The following is an 18,081-nucleotide window of genomic DNA, read 5'->3' on the forward strand; positions in this document are numbered from 1 at the left end:
TCCCCCCTGGAAGCGACCGAGTCTCTGCGCTGGTCTGTTGTGAGATTCCATGGCGCGGTGACTGGGCGTGACTCTAAGCGCGGGCGGGGAGGGTGGAGGAGGGTCTGACGGAGGCTGTGACGCTCTTGTTATGACACGTCGTAATGCAGAGCGGTACTGAGTGGGTGGAACAGCGGAATTCAGGCCGATTCGCCCTGTCCGCATTGTGAGAACCCGCAGGACCCGATGCAACTCGTTCAGGTGTCTCAGGCGTTTTGGTAATTACCCGGATCCGTTGCTACAGGCGACTTGTAGGGCCTCGGACAGATGCTGGGCGTAGCGCTGTCCGAGGATGAAACTGTGAACTTCTATTGCGCGCGTATTACGTAGAGTTACGTCAAGGAAAGGGAGCCCGGCGTTCCATGGCACTTTCCTGCACTGCGCCACATGCATGGTGATGACGATCTTGCGGTTGGTGCCCGCGCTCGTCCCGAAGGGCGCTTCGGGCGCGGAGGTCACCGACATGCCGGCGTACGGCTGGGAGATCCGGACCACGGTGACGGGCGGGCCGGAGAGCACGCTCAGTTCGACCCCGAAGCTGAAGCTCCGCGGCCCGGCGCCCGCGGGGGTGGGCTCTCCGCTGAGGTAGTGCAGGTCCGTCACTTGAGACGGGTACGGCGGATCGGGGGGTGCCGGCGGCTGCGGCCGGGTCGCGTAGAGGTAGCCGCCGCCCAGGAGGAGGGCCAGGGCTGTCGCGGTGCCGAGGACGGCACGCCGGTGCCGGTCGTAGAGCTCGGTGAGGCGGCCGCGGGGCAGGGTGGAGGCGGGGGAGTCGAGGGTGTCCCAGGTGTGGGTGCCCTCGCCCGGCTCGACCGGCCCGGTGCCGCTCAACTCCAGGGCCCCTCGCCGGGACCGCCGTCGCGGTACCACCGCACACAGCCGCTGCGGGCCTGACGGTCGATCAACCGGTCCGCGGCGGCGGCGCCTTCGCGTTTCTTCTCGGCGCGGGCGGCGTCGACGACCTTGATGAGAATGTCGTACTGGCCGTTGGACAGGCCCATCGACTGGTAGTCGCCGTAGGTGTTCTGGTCCAGCACCTCGTGGGACCAGTGGGCGACGAGGCGGGTGCAGAGGTCTTCGGGGGGTGTGTGGGGTGCCGAGGCCGCCGTTGTGGCCGTGGCGGTGCTTGTGGCTGCGCCTGTGGCTGTCGCCCCGGCCTGCGCGGTGGTGGCGGAGCCGGATCCTCCGCATCCGCCGAGGCTCAGCAGGACCGCCATGACCCCGACCCTGACCCCGGCCCCGAGCACCGGGACTCCTCCCGTTCGCATGCCCCGACGCTAGGCCTTGCGGCACGGTCGGGGCCAGAGGTCTTCATCGTCAGGCGGTGGCCCCGACATGGACGCCGTCGCCAGGATTCACGTCCCGCAGCAGACAGGTCAGCCGCGCGGTGCACACCCGCCGCCCCTCCTCGTCGCTGATCACGATCTCGTACGTCGCCGTCGACCGCCCGCGGTGCACGGGCGTGGCCACGCCGGTCACCAGGCCCGAGCGCGCGCCCCGGTGATGGGTGCAGTTCAGATCCACGCCGACGGCGATCTTCGAGCTGCCGCCGTGCAGCATCGAACCGACCGAGCCGAGGGTCTCGGCGAGGACGGCGGAGGCACCGCCGTGCAGCAGCCCGTACGGCTGGGTGTTGCCCTCCACCGGCATCGTCCCGACGACCCGGTCCGCGGAGGCCTCGACGATCTCGACGCCCATACGGGTGCCGAGGTGCCCGGCGGAGAACAGGGCCAGCAGGTCCACGCCGAGCGCGGCGTACTCGTCGATGACCTCTTGCGGGAACTTCACGTGCTGCTGCTCGCCCATGGGGCCCGGCTCCGTTCGTCGGGAACGCTCACTCGAACTCAATCCGCTGAGCAAACGCTCAGTCGGTGGCCGATTGTTCCAGACGCACCACGACGGACTTGCTGGCCGGGGTGTTGCTGGTGTCCGCGGTGGCGCCCAGCGGGACGAGGACGTTGGTCTCGGGGTAGTAGGCGGCGGCGCAGCCGCGCGCGGTCGGGTAGTGCACGACACGGAAGCCGGCCGCCCGGCGCTCCACGCCGTCCTTCCACTCGCTGACGAGGTCCACGTACGAGCCGTCGGCGAGCTTCAGCTTCGCCGCGTCCTCGGGATTGACCAGGACGACCCGGCGGCCGTTCCTGATGCCCCGGTAGCGGTCGTCCAGGCCGTAGATCGTGGTGTTGTACTGGTCGTGCGAGCGCAGGGTCTGGAGCAGCAGGCGGCCCTCGGGGAGCGCCGGGTACTCGACGGGGGCGGCGGTGAAGTTGGCCTTGCCGGTGGCGGTCGGGAAGCGGCGCTCGTCGCGCGGGGCGTGCGGGAGGGTGAAGCCGCCGGGCTCCGCCACGCGCGCGTTGAAGTCCTCGAAGCCGGGGATCACGCGCGCGATGCGGTCCCGGATCGTCGCGTAGTCCTTCTCGAACTCCTCCCAGGGGGTGCGGGAGGCGTCGCCGAGGACGCGGCGGGCGAGACGGGCCACGATGGCCGGCTCGGACAGCAGATGGCCGCTCGCGGGCTCCAGACGGCCCTGGGAGGCGTGCACCATGCCCATGGAGTCCTCGACGGTCACGAACTGCTCGCCGCCGCCCTGGAGGTCGCGCTCGGTGCGGCCGAGGGTGGGCAGGATCAGGGCACGCGCGCCCGTGACGGCGTGCGAGCGGTTGAGCTTCGTCGACACGTGCACGGTCAGCCGGGCGCGCCGCATGGCGGCCTCGGTGACGTCGGTGTCGGGGGAGGCGGAGACGAAGTTGCCGCCCATGGCGAAGAAGACCTTCGCCCGGCCGTCGCGCAGCGCCTCGATGGCCCGTACGACGTCGTAGCCGTGCTCGCGCGGGGGCGCGAAGCCGAACTCCTTCTCCAGGGCGTCCAGGAAGGCCGGGGCGGGGCGTTCGAAGATGCCCATGGTGCGGTCGCCCTGCACGTTGGAGTGCCCGCGCACCGGGCACACGCCCGCGCCCGGGCGGCCGATGTTGCCGCGCAGCAGAAGGAAGTTGACCACCTCGCGGATGGTCGGCACGGAGTGCTTGTGCTGGGTCAGGCCCATCGCCCAGCAGACGATGGTGCGTTGCGAGGCGAGCACCAGGGAGAGGGCTTCCTCGATCTCCGCGCGCGTGAGGCCGGTCGCGGTGAGCGTCTCGTCCCAGTCGGCGGCGCGGGCGGCCGCGACGAACTCCTCGTAGCCGTGGGTGTGTTCCTCGACGAAGGCCTGGTCGACGGCGCCCTCGGTCTCCAGGATCAGCTTGTTGAGGAGCCGGAAGAGCGCCTGGTCGCCGCCGATGCGGATCTGGAGGAACAGATCGTTGAGGGCCGCGCCCTTGAGCATGCCCTGTGCGGTCTGCGGGTTCTTGAACCGCTCCAGGCCCGCCTCGGGCAGCGGGTTGACGCTGATGACCTTCGCGCCGTTCGCCTTGGCCTTCTCCAGGGCGGAGAGCATGCGCGGGTGGTTGGTGCCCGGGTTCTGGCCGGCGACGATGATCAGGTCGGCCTTGTAGAGGTCCTCCAGCAGGACGCTGCCCTTGCCGATGCCGATGGTCTCCGTGAGGGCCGAACCCGAGGACTCGTGGCACATGTTGGAGCAGTCCGGCAGGTTGTTGGTGCCGAGTTCGCGCGCGAAGAGCTGGTAGAGGAAGGCGGCCTCGTTGCTGGTGCGGCCCGAGGTGTAGAAGAGGGCCTCGTCGGGGGAGCCGAGGGCGGCGATCTCCTCGGCGACGATGTCGAAGGCGCGCTCCCAGGTCACCGGCTCGTAGTGCGTGCCCCCTTCGGGGAGATACACGGGGTGGGTCAACCGCCCCTGCTGCCCCAGCCAGTAGCCGCTGCGCGTCGCGAGGTCGGTGACCGGGTGCGCGGCGAAGAACTCCGGGGTGACCCGGCGCAGGGTGGCCTCCTCGGCCACGGCCTTCGCGCCGTTCTCGCAGAACTCGAAGGTGTGCCGGTGTTCGGGCTCCGGCCAGGCGCAGCCCGGGCAGTCGAAGCCCTCCTTCTGGTTCACCCGCAGCAGCGTCAGCGCGGTCCGCTTCACGCCCATCTGCTGCTGGGCGATCCGCAGGGTGTGCCCGATGGCCGGCAGCCCCGCCGCCGCGTGCTTCGGCTCCGCGACCTGCGGAGCGTCCTGGACCGGATCCCCCTTGGGCGGCTTCGTTGCCATCGCGGCGCTCTCCTTCGCGTGCACATGTGAGGTACGTCTCCGATCCTCGCACGCAACGCCGACAACGGGGGTGGCCGGGGTGGGTGGAGGGCTGGGGCAATGGTTGCGTATCAGGCAACGATTGCGGAAGAGGGAACGGAGGGGGAGGGGTGGTGGGGGGTGGGGGAAGGCGGTGGGGGAGGGGAGGGGAGGGCGAAACGGGGCTGGTCCTCGCAGCCGCGGCGACGGCACACGATCCCCGAGGCCCGGACCGGCCGACCTGATGGCACGCCCCAGCGGTCCGAGGCGGTCCGAGGCGGTCGGCGCCGGGTGCGCCTGGCGGCTTGGGGTGGCCGGTATGCGGGTGTGGTCGGTATCCGGGAGTGCTTGCCGGCTCGGGGTGGCTGTCCCGCTGGTGCGGTCCGACCGTGCTGAAGCCGCCCCTGGTCCGAGCCCCCGCTGTCGCTTCGGGCATGGCCCCGGGTTCTCCCCGCCGCCGCTCCGGGCATGGCCCCGGGTTCTCCCCGCCGTCGCTCCGGGCATAGCCGAGCACCCTCGCCGTCGCCCCGAGCACGGCCCGCGCCCTGCCCCCCGCTGCCGCCCCGACGCACCCGACCGCCCGTGGCCGCCTTCCGTCGTGTGGTCCGAGTGTCAGTGGGGCGTGGCAGGATCGGGGGCGTGGCAGAGACAGCATCGAAGAAGACCGACAACAGCCCCGGCGGCAGCCGCCCGCGCCTGATGCTCATGGACGGGCACTCACTGGCGTACCGCGCGTTCTTCGCGCTGCCCGCGGAGAACTTCACGACCGCGACGGGCCAGCCGACGAACGCGATCTACGGCTTCGCCTCGATGCTGGCCAACACCCTGCGCGACGAGGCGCCGACGCACTTCGCGGTGGCCTTCGACGTGTCGCGCAAGACCTGGCGCTCCGAGGAGTACACGGAGTACAAGGCCAACCGCTCGAAGACCCCGGACGAGTTCAAGGGCCAGGTCGAGCTGATCGGCGAACTCCTCGACGCGATGCACGTGTCGCGTTTCGCGGTCGACGGCTTCGAGGCCGACGACATCATCGCCACGCTCGCCACCCAGGCCGAGGCCGCCGGCTTCGAGGTGCTGATCGTCACCGGCGACCGCGACTCCTTCCAGCTCGTGAGTGAGCACACCACCGTGCTCTACCCGACGAAGGGTGTCTCCGAGCTGACCCGGTTCACCCCGGAGAAGGTGTTCGAGAAGTACGGCCTGACGCCCGCCCAGTACCCCGACTTCGCGGCCCTGCGCGGCGACCCGTCCGACAACCTGCCGGGCATCCCGGGCGTCGGCGAGAAGACCGCCGCGAAGTGGATCAACCAGTTCGGGTCGTTCGCGGACCTCGTCGAGCGCGTCGAGGAGGTCAAGGGCAAGGCCGGGCAGAACCTGCGCGAGCACCTGGAGGCGGTCAAGCTCAACCGCCGTCTCACCGAGATGGTCCGCACCGTCGAGCTGTCGAAGACGGTCACCGACCTGGAGCGCGCGCCGTACGACCGCAAGACGCTCGCGATGATCCTCGACACTCTCGAGATCCGTAACCCGTCACTGCGCGAGCGCCTGCTCGCCGTCGACCCGGGCGCCGAGGAGGCAGAGCCGGCCCCGGCCGCGGCGGCCGGCGTGGAACTCGACGGCACCGTCCTCGCCACCGGCGAGCTGTCCGCCTGGCTCACCGAGCACGGCACGCAGACACTGGGCGTCGCCACGGTCGACACCTGGGGCCTGGGCACCGGCTCGGTCGCCGAGATCGCCCTCGCGGCAGCCGGCGGAGCGGCCGCCTGGCTCGACCCCACCCAGCTCGACGAGGCCGACGAGAAGACCCTCGCCGGCTGGCTGGCCGACGCGGACCGGCCCAAGGTCTTCCACAACGTCAAGGGCGCGATGCGGGTCTTCGCCGAGCACGGCTGGAGCATCGACGGCGTCGCCATGGACACCGCCCTGGCCGCCTACCTCGTCAAGCCGGGCCGCCGCTCCTTCGACCTGGACGCCCTGTCCCTGGAGTACCTCGGCCGTGAGCTCGCGCCCGCCGCCGCGGCCGACGGCCAGCTCGCCTTCGGCGCGGACGACGGCGCGGAGGCCGAGGCCCTGATGGTGCAGGCCCGCGCCATCCTCGACCTGGGCGAGGCCTTCGGGACGCGGCTGGCCGAGGTCGGCGCCGCGGACCTGCTGCGCGACATGGAGCTGCCCACCTCCGCCCTGCTGGCCCGCATGGAGCGGCACGGCATCGCCGCCGACCGGGCCCACCTGGAGGCCATGGAGCAGATGTTCGCCGGCGCCGTCCAGCAGGCCGTCAAGGAGGCCCACGCCGCCGCCGGGCACGAGTTCAACCTGGGCTCGCCCAAGCAGCTCCAGGAAGTCCTCTTCGGTGAACTGGGCCTGCCCAGGACGAAGAAGACCAAGACCGGCTACACCACGGACGCCGACGCGCTTGCCTGGCTCGCCACCCAGACCGACAACGAACTGCCGGTGATCATGCTCCGTCACCGCGAGCAGGCGAAGCTGCGCGTGACGGTCGAGGGCCTGATCAAGACGATCGCCGCGGACGGCCGTATCCACACCACGTTCAACCAGACGGTCGCGGCCACGGGCCGTCTCTCCTCCACCGACCCGAACCTCCAGAACATCCCCGTCCGCACGGACGAGGGCCGGGCCATCCGCCGCGGCTTCGTGGTCGGCGAGGGCTTCGAGTCGCTGATGACGGCCGACTACAGCCAGATCGAACTGCGCGTGATGGCCCACCTCTCCGAGGACGAGGGCCTCATCGAGGCGTTCACCTCCGGTGAGGACCTGCACACCACGGTCGCCTCGCAGGTGTTCGCCGTCGAGCGCGAGGCCGTCGACGCGGAGATGCGCCGCAAGATCAAGGCCATGTCGTACGGGCTGGCGTACGGCCTGTCCGCGTTCGGCCTCTCGCAGCAGCTGAACATCGACGCGGGCGAGGCGCGTGCCCTGATGGACACGTACTTCGAGCGCTTCGGCGGTGTCCAGGACTATCTGCGCCGCGCGGTCGACGAGGCGCGGGCGACGGGCTACACGGCGACCCTCTTCGGCCGCCGCCGCTACCTCCCCGACCTCAACAGCGACAACCGCCAGCGCCGCGAGGCCGCCGAGCGGATGGCCCTCAACGCGCCCATCCAGGGCACCGCGGCCGACATCGTCAAGATCGCCATGCTCAACGTCGGCAAGGCCCTCAGCGAGGCGGAGCTCACCTCCCGCATGCTGCTCCAGGTGCACGACGAAATCGTCCTGGAGATCGCCCCGGGCGAGCGCGACCGGGTCGAGGAACTCCTCCGCCGCGAAATGGCGAACGCGGTCCAGCTGCGCGCCCCGCTGGACGTCTCGGTGGGCGTGGGCCCGGACTGGGAGTCGGCGGCGCACTAGCGTCGATCGCCGGGAGCCGCGGCGGAGGGCCACTGTGGTCTTTCTCCGCCGCGGCTACCGGCACCCACGGCGGCGCGTTCCGGGGCTGGCGAACCCACCCGGCACCCCGAAAAGCCGTCACTCAGGTGGCCCCCGCGAAAACGCCCCCACCCACCCCCGCCCGTAAAGATGCGGACATGGGTATACGCACGCTCCACCGCCAGACGGCTCCGGCGCAGGCGAACACCGATGCGACCGCGTCCACCCCAGCCGTGCACATCCCGCCCTTCTCGGCAGCGGCAAGCACTCCCCGCATCCCCAGGGACCTCGCCATGACCCTCCGCCGGACGGCCACAGACGTCCGTCACCGGCTCACCCGCAGGGACCTGCGCACAGACCTGTGCACAGACCTGCGCCTCTGGGCCGACCAGGCCCGCGGCTACCTGGCGCTGCTCCTCGGCGCACTCCCGCGCTCCCGCCCGATGCGGACCATGACCGTGTTCATCGCGACCGTCGGCACGGTCACCGACGCCTCACCCGGATCCGGCAGCACCGCCACCGACTCCGCACCCGGATCCGCCCCCGGCAGGACCGTCACCGACGCCCCGGGCGGCTCGGCTCCCGGCCGGTCCGGTCGGGCCCGCCGGGAACCCGAACCGGACGCCACGCCCTGACCCCCACGGCGTACCCCAGCACCCCCAGCACCAGCCCCGCGCCCACGCCGAAGCACAGCGTCGGGATCAGTTCCCAGGGCCTCGCGGTGGCCCCCCAGTAGGCCCACCACCGCGAGGCCCGCTGCACCGCCGCGACCAGCACACAGCCGCCGATGACGACCCCGGCCCACCACCGGTCGCGCGGCGAGAGCGCCGGCACCCCCGAAGGCTCGCTCGCCGGCAGTCGCCGTACCGCTCCCACCACGAACACGGCGATCACGACCGCCGCCACCGCCGAACTGCCGTACTGGAGATACCAGTACAGCGGCGATCCCGCGATCGTCTCGCCGAGCACGGGGAACAACCGCATCCCCCACCGGTCGTGGTGCGTGAACGCGTCCCACACGACATGCGTCAACGCCCCCAGCGCCGCCGACACGTACCACCGCGCCACCAGCGCCGGCCGCACACGCGCGCGTGGCGCCCCGCAGCGCAGCAGCGCCGCCACCCGCCCCTGCCGCGTCCTCGGCAGCAGCGCCACCAGCGGCTCCCGGATGAGCAGCCACAGCCCCACCAACGCCCACGCGACGAGCACGTCGACGGTGAAGACGCCCGGGAAGGAATGCGTGACGTTCCCGAACTCCATCGCCTCGGAGAACGCGCTGGCCGCGAAGTACGTCATGTCGGGAGCGAAGGAACCCGCCACGAGAACGGCCGGAATCAACCGCCCCCGCCCGGTTCCGTCGGCACGCACGACCGGTAACACGGCCGCCGCGTGGCTGAGGGTGAACGGCAAGAGGCCTCCCAAGGCAGCGAACGGATCGGCCCAGTATGGCCAACTGGTGAAAAGCGGGCACGAACGGGTGCCCGAGCAAAGCAAGTTGCCGTAGGGTCGCCTGGGCCCCTCCGCCGGGCAGCGGAGCGGGCCAGCGGAACCGAACACAAGAACAACGCACGGAAAAGCTCCACGAGGGCAACCCGCGCCGCGGGTCGATCGTCACACCATGACGAGCACGTCGGACGGAGACGGGCGCTCGGCGTCCACGGGAGGGGTTCACTTTATGTCGGCGCAATTCGGCAGGAGGCTGCGCAAGGGGGCGGTGGCCACCACCGTCGCCGCCGCGGCGGTCGCGGCACTGTCAGCGTCCCAGGCACCCGATGTGTCGGTGGACGACAACGGCAGATCGACCACCGCCGACGCCCAGCCCACTCCCGACGCGAGCGACGACGACGGCGCGACCGGCGGCTCGCCGTACTGGATGGACCTCCCGCCCCTCAACAGCCCGAGCCCCACGCCGGGCGCCGGCAGCGGTGACACCGCCGCCACGGGCACCGGTGAGGCGGGCATCCCCGCGACCGTCCTCGACGCCTACAAGAAGGCCGCGGCGGCCCTCCAGGAGTCCAAGCCCGGCTGCAACCTGCCCTGGCAACTCCTCGCCGCCATCGGCAAGGTCGAGTCCGGCCAGGCCCGCGGCGGCCGCGTCACCGCCGACGGCACCACGATCGACCCGATCCTCGGCCCCCAGCTGGACGGCAACGGCTTCGCCCTCATCCCGGACACCGACAACGGCGTCTACGACGGCAACAGCACGTACGACCAGGCCGTCGGCCCCATGCAGTTCATCCCCTCCACCTGGGAGTGGGCCGGCCGCGACGGCAACGACGACGGCAAGAAGGACCCCAACAACATCTACGACGCGGCCCTCGCCGCCGGCCACTACCTGTGCCGCAACGGCTGGGACCTGTCCGCGCAGGCGGACATGAACAGCGCGATCCTCAGCTACAACAAGTCGCAGGACTATCTCAACACGGTCCTGTCGTGGCTGGAGTACTACCGCAAGGGCACCCACGAGATCCCCGACGGCACCGGCTCGCTGCCCGGCAACCGCAGCGACGACAACGACACGACGAGCCCCTCGCCGTCGCCCGTCCCGCCGTCGACGCCCGGCACTCCGAGTACTCCGAACACGCCCAGTACGCCGAGTACGCCGAGTACGCCGGGGACGCCCAGCACCCCGTCGCAGCCCAGCACGCCCAGCCCCTCGCCCACCCCGACCGACACGGTGGACCACCTGGAGGACGCGGGCACCGCCAAGCTCACCGCGCAGGCCGGCGACGCGTTCACCAAGCGGATCAGCACCCGCGCCGAGACCTCGGCCGGCAAGGCCGTCGGCAAGGTCCGTATCCGCTTCACCATCGTCGGCTCCACCGACACCACCTTCACCGGTGGCGAGAGCGTCGCCACGATCGTCACCAACAGCGCGGGCGTCGCCGTCGCGCCCGCCCTGAAGGCCGGCGAGAAGACGGGCGACTTCACCGTCCGCGCCACCGTCGTGGGCCGCGCGGTCGCCGGCCTCGACTACAAGGCCACCGTCACCGAGCGCGTCGCCGACACCCTCGTCCGCACCAGCGACACCGCGCTGACCTGCACCCCGGGCGGCGAGTTCGCCGACCAGGTCGAGGTCAAGGCGACGTACGACGGCGCCGTCGCGGACGGCGTCGCCGCCACCGCCACCCTGATCACCTCGGCGGACGACACCACCGAGAACACCAAGGGCCCCTACTTCAAGGACGCGGACGGCAAGACCGTACGCACCCTGACCGGCCTGGAGACGGACGCGAACGGCCTGCTGAAGCTGCCGAAGCTCTACTCCGACGACACCACCGGCACGTTCCTGCTCCGCGTCAACACCGCGGGCGGCGCGGTCCTGACCGTCGAACTGACGGTCGCGGCGGCAGCCGAGCCGACCGAGTCGCCGAGCCCCTCGGCCAGCCCCAGCGCGTAGTTTTCCCGTACGACCACGACGGCGCCCTTCTTCGGAGGGGCGCCGTCCTCGTGTGCGACGTGTTCTCATCTCGGTCGCCCGTTGCTACCGTGCCGGACCTGACGATGTATCAGCTCCAGTCCGTCGGGAGGCCGTCATGCGTGCCCTGATCGCCGCCGCGATCGGCCTGGCCGTCGCGCTCGCCCTGGTGTTCACGATCACCGCGATGGGCTCGCCGGCCGGCAGGACATCGCCCGAGCCGCTGCTCACCACCGTGCCGTCACACCCGTAACCGCCCGGGAGGGAGGCCGAGATGCGCCGCAAGGCCGGCCTGATCCTGCTCGCCCTCGCCGTGTTCTTCGCGGCACTGTCCCCGATGCTGCGCTGGTACGCCTTCCCGCGCCTGGCCAAGGTCCCGGCCGACCAGTACCAGGACATGGTCCTGGAGGCGAAGGACGCCACCCTCGTCGACAACGCGTTGCAGGAGAAGAAGGTCTCCAAGATCACCATCGTGCAGACCCTCAAGGGCAACGTGGAGGCCTCGGAGAAGATCGAGAAGACGCTGGGCCGGGACGTCGTCGTCTGGGACAGCCTGTCCTACGCCCAGGACCCCGACGGCAAGATGGTCGCCTACATCCCCGAGCGCTACATCTTCGACGCGCACAGCCAGGCCCCCGTCCACGCCACCGGCGAGATGGTCGACGGTGACCCGGTCAAACGCGAGGGCATCGAGTTCAAGTGGCCCTTCCTGACCGAGAAGCGGGACTACGAGTACTTCGACGCCCAGACCCGCACCAGCAGCCCCATCCACTACAAGGGGACGCAGAACTTCCGCGGCCTGGAGGTCTACTACTTCGAGCAGACCATCCCCTGGACCCAGGTGGAGTTCCCCAAGAAGCTGCCGGTCGCGGGCATCACCCCCGAACAGATCGCCAAGACGGGTACGACCCGCTGGTACACCACGGTCCGCAAGTTCTGGGTCGAGCCCGTCACCGGCGCCCCCGTCTACGGCGAGGAGATCCACAAGGAGGAACTCCGCGGCGGCACCCTCCTCGGCGACCGCCAGAAGGTCACCGCGTTCGACGGCCATGTGAAGATGCGCGAGGACTACATCGAGCACACGGTCGCCATGGTCAAGTCCAACCGGCTGCTGGTCCTGATGATGACGACGTACCTCCCCTGGGGCTTCCTGACCCTCGGAGTCCTGCTCCTCGCCCTGTCCCTGTGGCTGGAGGCCCGCGGCCGCCGCCCGGACGACCCCGTGCCCACGACCGCGGACGAACCGGAACCGGTCACCGCCTGAGGCGCGCGTTCGTGTGCCGCGTGGGCTCGGCGGCGGCCGGGTCCTCCGGCCAAGGATGCTTCGGATACCGGCCGCGCAGCTCCGCCCGTACGCCCTTGTAGCCGTCCTTCCAGAAGGAGGCGAGATCGGCGGTGACGGCCGCGGGCCGCCCGGCGGGGGAGAGGAGATGGACGAGCAGGGGCACCCCGGCGATCCGCGGCGACTCCTGAAGCCCGAACATCTCCTGCACCTTGACGGCGAGAACCGGCTGTTCCGGCTCCGCGTAGTCGATCCGGATCCTGGACCCGCTCGGCACGGCGATCCGCTCGGGAGCGAGCTCGTCGAGCCGCCCCGCCTCACCCGACGCCCACGGAAGCAGCCGGTTCAACCCCTCCCCGGCGTCGATCCGCGCCAGATCGCTCCGCCGCCGCGCCCGGCTCAGCTCCGGCTCCAACCACTCGTCCACGCGCGCGTGGAGCGCGTCATCGGACACATCGGGCCAGGGCGCGCCGAGGTGCAGACGCAGAAAGGCGAGCCGCTGCCGCAGTACGCGGGCCTCCGGCGACCAGCGCAACAACCCCAGCCCCTCCTGCCGCAGCCCTTCGAGCAGCGCCTCGCGTACGAGGGTGGCGTCGGCGTCCTTCAACGGCCGCGCGGTCAGTTCGATCGCCCCGAGCCGCTCGACCCGCCGCGCGACGACGTCCCCGCCGGCCCAGTGGACCTCCTGAGCCTCGGAGTACATCGACGCGCAGGCCGCCCGCGCCGTCTCCTCGTCCACACTCGCGGCGAGCTGCACACGCGCGTGCCCTCTCCCGACGGGCCGATCGGCGACGGCCACCGCGATCCAGGGGGCACCCCGGAGCGCGGAACCCTCCGGAAGTTCGGCACGGGTACCGGACGCCATGAGATAGGAGCCGCCGTCGGCCTTGGCGACACGCTCGGGGAAGGCGAGGGCGGCGACGAGGCCGGCAAGTCGGTCGTCGCCGCTCGCCCGCTCGGCCCCGGGGTGCGCCGCTCCCGGAAGGGAGCCATGGACGGGCGGGTGCGAAGACCCCGTGGAGACGGACCGCAGCCGCCGCACCTCCGCCCGCCACCGCCCCGCATAGGCGTCACCCCCACGCCGAGCGGCCCGAAGGGCACCCGCGAGATCGTCGCCGTACTCCCGAGGAACGTCCTCCGACAGCAGCGCCACCACCTCCGCGGCGTCCCCGGGAGCATCCAGCAGCGCCCGCCCCAGCCGGGGATGCAGTCCCATCCGGGCCAGTCGCACGCCCCGCTCCGTGGCCCGCCCGGCGGAGTCCACCGCGTTCACCGCCGCGAGAGCGCCCCGCGCCGCCGCCATCGCCCCGTCCGGCGGCGGATCCAGCAACGCCAGCCCCGACGCGTCGGGATCGCCCCAGCAGGCCGCCTGGAGCGCGAACGCCGTCAGGTCGGCCACCTTGATCTCCGGCGCCGGGAACAACGGAAGACGCGCGTCCTCCGCCTCGGCCCAGCACCGGTACACCGCCCCAGGCGCCTCACGCCCGGCCCGGCCCGCCCGCTGCCGCCCGGCCGCCCGCGAGGCCCGCACGGTCGTCAGCGCGCTCAGCCCGCGCGCGTGATCCACCCGCGGCTCCCGGGCCAGCCCGGAGTCCACGACCACCCGAACCCCGGGAACCGTCAGCGAGGACTCGGCGACGGACGTCGCCAGCACCACCCGCCGCCGCTCCGCCGGAGCCAGCACCGCGTCCTGCACGGCCGCCGGTGCACGCCCGTGCACCTGGAGCACCTCTACGTCCCCGAGGCCGCCCAGCTGTCCGGCGACCCGCGCGATCTCCCCGACGCCCGGCAGGAAGCACAGCACGTCCCCCGTCCGCTCGGTCAGCGCCCGCCGCACCACCGACGCCACATGCGCGAGCAGCGCCGGATCGACCCGCATCCCGTGCGGCGGCCGGACCGGCCTGACCGGCGGCGCCCACACCACGTCCACCGGATACGAGACCCCCGCCGCCGCCACGACCGGCGCACCGCCCAGCAGCCGCGCCCAGCCCTGCGCGTCCGTCGTCGCCGACGCGGCCACCAGCCGCAGCTCCGGCCGCAGGGCCTGCCGTACGTCCCACAGGAAGGCGGCGGACGTGTCCGCGTCCAGATGCCGTTCGTGGCACTCGTCCAGCACGACCACGTCCACGCCCGTGAGTTCCTGGTCCCGCTGAAGCCGCTGGAGCAGCACGCCGGTCGTGACGACCTCCACGCGTGTGTGCCGCCCGACGACCCGCTCCCCGCGCACGGTGTAGCCGACGCTGTCGCCTGCCTTCTCGCCCAGCAGCCACGCCATCCGCCGGGCGGCGGCACGGGCGGCGATACGACGCGGCTCGGCCACGACCACGCGCCGCGCGGGAGCGTCGGTGTCCAGGAGACCCGCCAGGACCAGCGGCACCAGGGTGGTCTTGCCGGTGCCGGGCGGCGCGACGAGGACGGCGGTGCCGTGGTCGTCCAGCGCCGTACGCAGCGCGGGCAGGGCGGAACGTACGGGCAACCGGTCGAGAGCGTCGCTGCGGATCACCTGACCAGTCTGGTGCACGCCGCTATCGTCACCGCATGCCGTTGCCTGATGAAGACATGCCACTGCCCGATGAGGACATGACGCTCAACCATCACCTGGGCACCGTCGCCCAGTCCGTGGGCGGGCAGGGAAAGCTCACCCGCCTCGTGGCCGGGCGGCTCAAGAAGGACGTACGGGAGATCCGCCTCGGCACCGACCTGGCGCCGGAGGCGGCGCTGGCACTGGCGGAGCGGATGGTGGTGGGCTGCGTGCCGCCGCTGGCCGTCGTCGCCCTCCCGGGCGGTGGCCATGCCGTCCGCGCGGTCATGGGGACCGGTTTCGGCGGGCTCAACCCGGCCGTGGTCACGCTCACCGTCACCGCGGCCGACGACGCGGGCAGCACGGTCCTCGTCCGGGGCGCCGCCAAGGAGGGCCTGATCAAGCAGCGCGGTGGTCAGCGGGCCGTCGAGGGGATCGTGTCCCGCTGGCTGGCCGAGGACCCCACCGCCGGCCCCGAGACCGACCTGCCGAAGACCGGCCTGCCGGACTGAGGGCCCCGGTCCCGCCCCGGGTCAGCTCCTGGCGTCCCGCTCGCACACGAAGATCGCCGTTCCCGGGATCAGATTCCCGCGCAGCGGTGACCAGCCGCCCCACTCCGAGGTGTTCCAGACCGGCCACTCCGGCTCCACCAGGTCCACGAGACGGAACCCCGACGCCACGATGTCCCGCACCCGGTCGCCGATCGTCCGGTGATGCTCGACGTACACCGCGCGGCCCTCCTCGTCCTGCTCGACGTACGGCGTGCGGTCGAAGTAGGAGGCGGAGACGCTCAGCCCCTCGGGGCCCGGCTCGTCCGGGAAGGCCCAGCGGATCGGGTGCGTCACCGAGAACACGAAACGGCCGCCCGGGCGCAGCACCCGGCGTACCTCCGCCAGGACCCGCACCGGGTCGGCGACGAACGGCAGCGCCCCGTACGCCGAGCACGCCAGGTCGAAGGAGGCGTCCGCGAAGGGGAGGGCGCCGGCGTCGGCGCAGACCAGCGGGAAGGCGCCGCCGATGCGCAGGGCGTGCTGGAGCTGGCGGTGCGAGATGTCGAGCGCGACCGGGCGGGCGCCCTGCGCGGCGAGCCAGCGCGAGCACTGGGCCGCGCCGGCGCCGATCTCCAGGACCCGTTTGTCCTTGAGGTCCTCCGCCGGGCCGAGCAGCTCGGCCTCCACCTCGTCCACGCCCTCGGGGCCCCACACGAAGCGGTCGTCGCCGAGGAACGTGCCGTGTTCCACCTGGTACTCGTCGGCGTTCCGGTCCCACCAGCCGCGGTTGGCCCGGGAGCTCTCGGCGGCTCCCGCGTCGCGCCGTGTGGCCTCCGGCTCGAAGTCGGACTCGGAAGAAACGGGCTCTTGGATGATCGGCTCCCTCGTCGTACTCTTCCCTCCAACCCGTCCCCACGGGGTGTCACGGAAGAGGTGTCTCAGGCCTGCGTGGCCTCCAGAGACAGTTCTTGTGCCGGGTATGCGGCGATCCGCCCCGGGTGTGCGCCTTCGCGCATTGACCCTGCCCGGCTGCCCCCGTATGCTACAAGTTGCGCTGCGGGCCTGCGCACCTCAGACGTAGCAGGCTGCGCTCGCATCTGTTGTATGTCCCCTCGGTTTTCGAGGCGCCATCACCAGTTCACTGGTGAGGCGTTTCCTTGGCTGTCCGGCTTCATCAGAGCGATACGGGCTCCCGGCGTAGCAGTACCTACGACTTTCTGTCCGTAACCGGAGCCCTTTCCCACATGACGAGCAGCACCGAGACCACCGCCACCACCCCGCAGGTTGCGGTCAACGACATCGGTAACGAGGAAGCTTTCCTCGCCGCGATCGACGAAACGATCAAGTACTTCAACGACGGCGACATCGTCGACGGCGTCATCGTGAAGGTCGACCGGGACGAGGTCCTGCTCGACATCGGTTACAAGACCGAAGGCGTTATCCCGAGCCGTGAGCTCTCCATCAAGCACGACGTCGACCCCAACGAGGTCGTCGCCGTGGGCGATGAGATCGAGGCCCTCGTTCTCCAGAAGGAGGACAAGGAAGGCCGCCTGATCCTCTCGAAGAAGCGCGCCCAGTACGAGCGCGCCTGGGGCACCATCGAGAAGATCAAGGAAGAGGACGGGATCGTCACCGGTACCGTCATCGAGGTCGTCAAGGGTGGTCTCATCCTCGACATCGGCCTCCGTGGCTTCCTCCCGGCCTCCCTGGTCGAGATGCGCCGCGTCCGCGACCTCCAGCCCTACGTGGGCAAGGAGCTCGAGGCGAAGATCATCGAGCTGGACAAGAACCGCAACAACGTGGTCCTGTCCCGCCGTGCCTGGCTGGAGCAGACCCAGTCCGAGGTCCGCCAGACGTTCCTCACGACCCTCCAGAAGGGTCAGGTCCGCTCCGGTGTGGTCTCCTCGATCGTCAACTTCGGTGCCTTCGTGGACCTGGGTGGCGTCGACGGTCTGGTCCACGTCTCCGAGCTGTCCTGGAAGCACATCGACCACCCCTCCGAGGTTGTCGAGGTCGGCCAGGAAGTCACCGTCGAGGTCCTCGACGTCGACATGGACCGCGAGCGTGTCTCCCTGTCGCTGAAGGCGACCCAGGAAGACCCGTGGCAGCAGTTCGCCCGGACCCACCAGATCGGCCAGGTCGTGCCCGGCAAGGTCACGAAGCTGGTTCCGTTCGGTGCGTTCGTCCGCGTGGACGAGGGCATCGAGGGTCTGGTCCACATCTCCGAGCTGGCCGAGCGCCACGTGGAGATCCCGGAGCAGGTCGTCCAGGTCAACGACGAGATCTTCGTCAAGGTCATCGACATCGACCTCGAGCGTCGCCGGATCTCGCTGTCCCTGAAGCAGGCCAACGAGTCCTTCGGTTCCGACCCGGCCTCGGTCGAGTTCGACCCGACGCTCTACGGCATGGCCGCGTCCTACGACGACCAGGGCAACTACATCTACCCCGAGGGCTTCGACCCCGAGACCAACGACTGGCTTGAGGGCTTCGAATCCCAGCGTGAGGTGTGGGAGAACCAGTACGCCGAGGCGCAGACCCGCTTCGAGCAGCACCAGCAGCAGGTCATCAAGTCCCGCGAGGCCGACGCCGCTGCTGCGGCCGAGGGCGGCGACGCTGCGGGTGCGGCTCCGGCCGCGGGCGGTGGCGGCGGCGGTTCGTACTCCTCCGAGGGTGCGGACACCTCCGGTGCCCTGGCTTCCGACGAGGCGCTCGCCGCGCTTCGCGAGAAGCTCGCGGGTGGCCAGAGCTGAACGCTGGCCGCTGAGGCTTAGCCGATAACTGAGG

At 71.2% G+C, this 18,081-nt stretch carries 14 protein-coding genes; 7 read left to right on the top strand and 7 right to left on the bottom strand.

Annotated features, from left to right (window positions below; genetic code table 11):
- Positions 1 to 261: 261 nt before the first annotated feature.
- From OG866_RS32755 to OG866_RS32770, 4 genes are read right to left on the bottom strand one after another with little or no spacing between them, the layout of a single operon-like run.
- The gene (locus OG866_RS32755; protein WP_329340329.1) at positions 262 to 870 is read right to left on the bottom strand and encodes a Tat pathway signal sequence domain protein; all 609 of its coding nucleotides are present in this window, start codon (positions 868 to 870) and stop codon (positions 262 to 264) included.
- A complete protein-coding gene (locus OG866_RS32760) occupies positions 867 to 1,307 on the bottom strand; it encodes a hypothetical protein (RefSeq protein ID WP_329340330.1) in 441 nt (146 codons plus the stop codon). Before OG866_RS32760 ends, OG866_RS32755 begins: the two co-directional genes overlap by 4 nt.
- 49 nt (positions 1,308 to 1,356) lie before the next feature.
- On the bottom strand, positions 1,357 to 1,845 hold the full coding sequence (locus tag OG866_RS32765; protein WP_329340331.1) for a PaaI family thioesterase: 489 nt from the start codon (positions 1,843 to 1,845) through the stop codon (positions 1,357 to 1,359).
- A 58-nt stretch (positions 1,846 to 1,903) separates the two neighbouring features.
- Positions 1,904 to 4,183: an FdhF/YdeP family oxidoreductase gene (locus tag OG866_RS32770; RefSeq protein WP_329340332.1), complete on the bottom strand. Its 2,280-nt coding sequence runs from the start codon at positions 4,181 to 4,183 to the stop codon at positions 1,904 to 1,906.
- Positions 4,184 to 4,840: 657 nt separating this feature from the next.
- Between OG866_RS32770 and polA the strand changes: the two genes are divergently transcribed.
- Positions 4,841 to 7,567: a DNA polymerase I gene (gene polA, locus OG866_RS32775; RefSeq protein ID WP_329340333.1), complete on the top strand. Its 2,727-nt coding sequence runs from the start codon at positions 4,841 to 4,843 to the stop codon at positions 7,565 to 7,567.
- Positions 7,568 to 7,743: 176 nt separating this feature from the next.
- Positions 7,744 to 8,220, top strand: coding sequence for a hypothetical protein (locus OG866_RS32780; RefSeq protein ID WP_329340334.1), 477 nt, complete (start codon positions 7,744 to 7,746; stop codon positions 8,218 to 8,220).
- Here OG866_RS32780 and OG866_RS32785 read toward each other — a convergent pair.
- Complete coding sequence (locus OG866_RS32785) at positions 8,141 to 8,995, bottom strand: DUF4184 family protein (RefSeq protein WP_329340335.1); 855 nt, start codon at positions 8,993 to 8,995, stop codon at positions 8,141 to 8,143. The two genes, OG866_RS32780 and OG866_RS32785, sit on opposite strands and share 80 nt — an antisense overlap.
- Before the next feature lie 265 nt (positions 8,996 to 9,260).
- Here OG866_RS32785 and OG866_RS32790 point away from each other — a divergent pair, with 265 nt between their 5' ends.
- From OG866_RS32790 to OG866_RS32800, 3 genes are all read left to right on the top strand, one after another.
- Positions 9,261 to 10,985 carry a lytic transglycosylase domain-containing protein gene (locus OG866_RS32790; RefSeq protein WP_329340337.1) on the top strand — a complete coding sequence of 575 codons (1,725 nt, stop codon included), beginning with the start codon at positions 9,261 to 9,263 and terminating at the stop codon, positions 10,983 to 10,985.
- A 136-nt stretch (positions 10,986 to 11,121) separates the two neighbouring features.
- Entirely contained in the window at positions 11,122 to 11,256 is a 135-nt protein-coding gene (locus tag OG866_RS32795) for an SPW_0924 family protein (RefSeq protein WP_329340339.1), read from the top strand.
- Between the two features lie 21 nt (positions 11,257 to 11,277).
- Positions 11,278 to 12,267: a DUF3068 domain-containing protein gene (locus OG866_RS32800; protein WP_329340342.1), complete on the top strand. Its 990-nt coding sequence runs from the start codon at positions 11,278 to 11,280 to the stop codon at positions 12,265 to 12,267.
- Here the strand turns inward: OG866_RS32800 and hrpB are convergent.
- Positions 12,257 to 14,788, bottom strand: coding sequence for an ATP-dependent helicase HrpB (gene hrpB, locus OG866_RS32805; protein ID WP_329344407.1), 2,532 nt, complete (start codon positions 14,786 to 14,788; stop codon positions 12,257 to 12,259). The two genes, OG866_RS32800 and hrpB, sit on opposite strands and share 11 nt — an antisense overlap.
- Positions 14,789 to 14,844: 56 nt before the next feature.
- Here hrpB and OG866_RS32810 point away from each other — a divergent pair, with 56 nt between their 5' ends.
- Positions 14,845 to 15,318: a hypothetical protein gene (locus tag OG866_RS32810; RefSeq protein ID WP_329340344.1), complete on the top strand. Its 474-nt coding sequence runs from the start codon at positions 14,845 to 14,847 to the stop codon at positions 15,316 to 15,318.
- Between the two features lie 21 nt (positions 15,319 to 15,339).
- Here the strand turns inward: OG866_RS32810 and OG866_RS32815 are convergent, their stop codons facing one another.
- Positions 15,340 to 16,173, bottom strand: a complete 834-nt coding sequence (locus OG866_RS32815; protein WP_443063668.1) for a class I SAM-dependent methyltransferase — start codon at positions 16,171 to 16,173, stop codon at positions 15,340 to 15,342.
- A gap of 368 nt (positions 16,174 to 16,541) precedes the next feature.
- Between OG866_RS32815 and rpsA the strand changes: the two genes are divergently transcribed.
- Positions 16,542 to 18,047, top strand: a complete 1,506-nt coding sequence (gene rpsA, locus OG866_RS32820) for a 30S ribosomal protein S1 (RefSeq protein ID WP_046263549.1) — start codon at positions 16,542 to 16,544, stop codon at positions 18,045 to 18,047.
- The last annotated feature ends 34 nt before the right edge of the window (positions 18,048 to 18,081 follow it).

It is taken from the genome of Streptomyces sp. NBC_00663 (assembly GCF_036226885.1).
GTDB lineage: Bacteria > Actinomycetota > Actinomycetes > Streptomycetales > Streptomycetaceae > Streptomyces.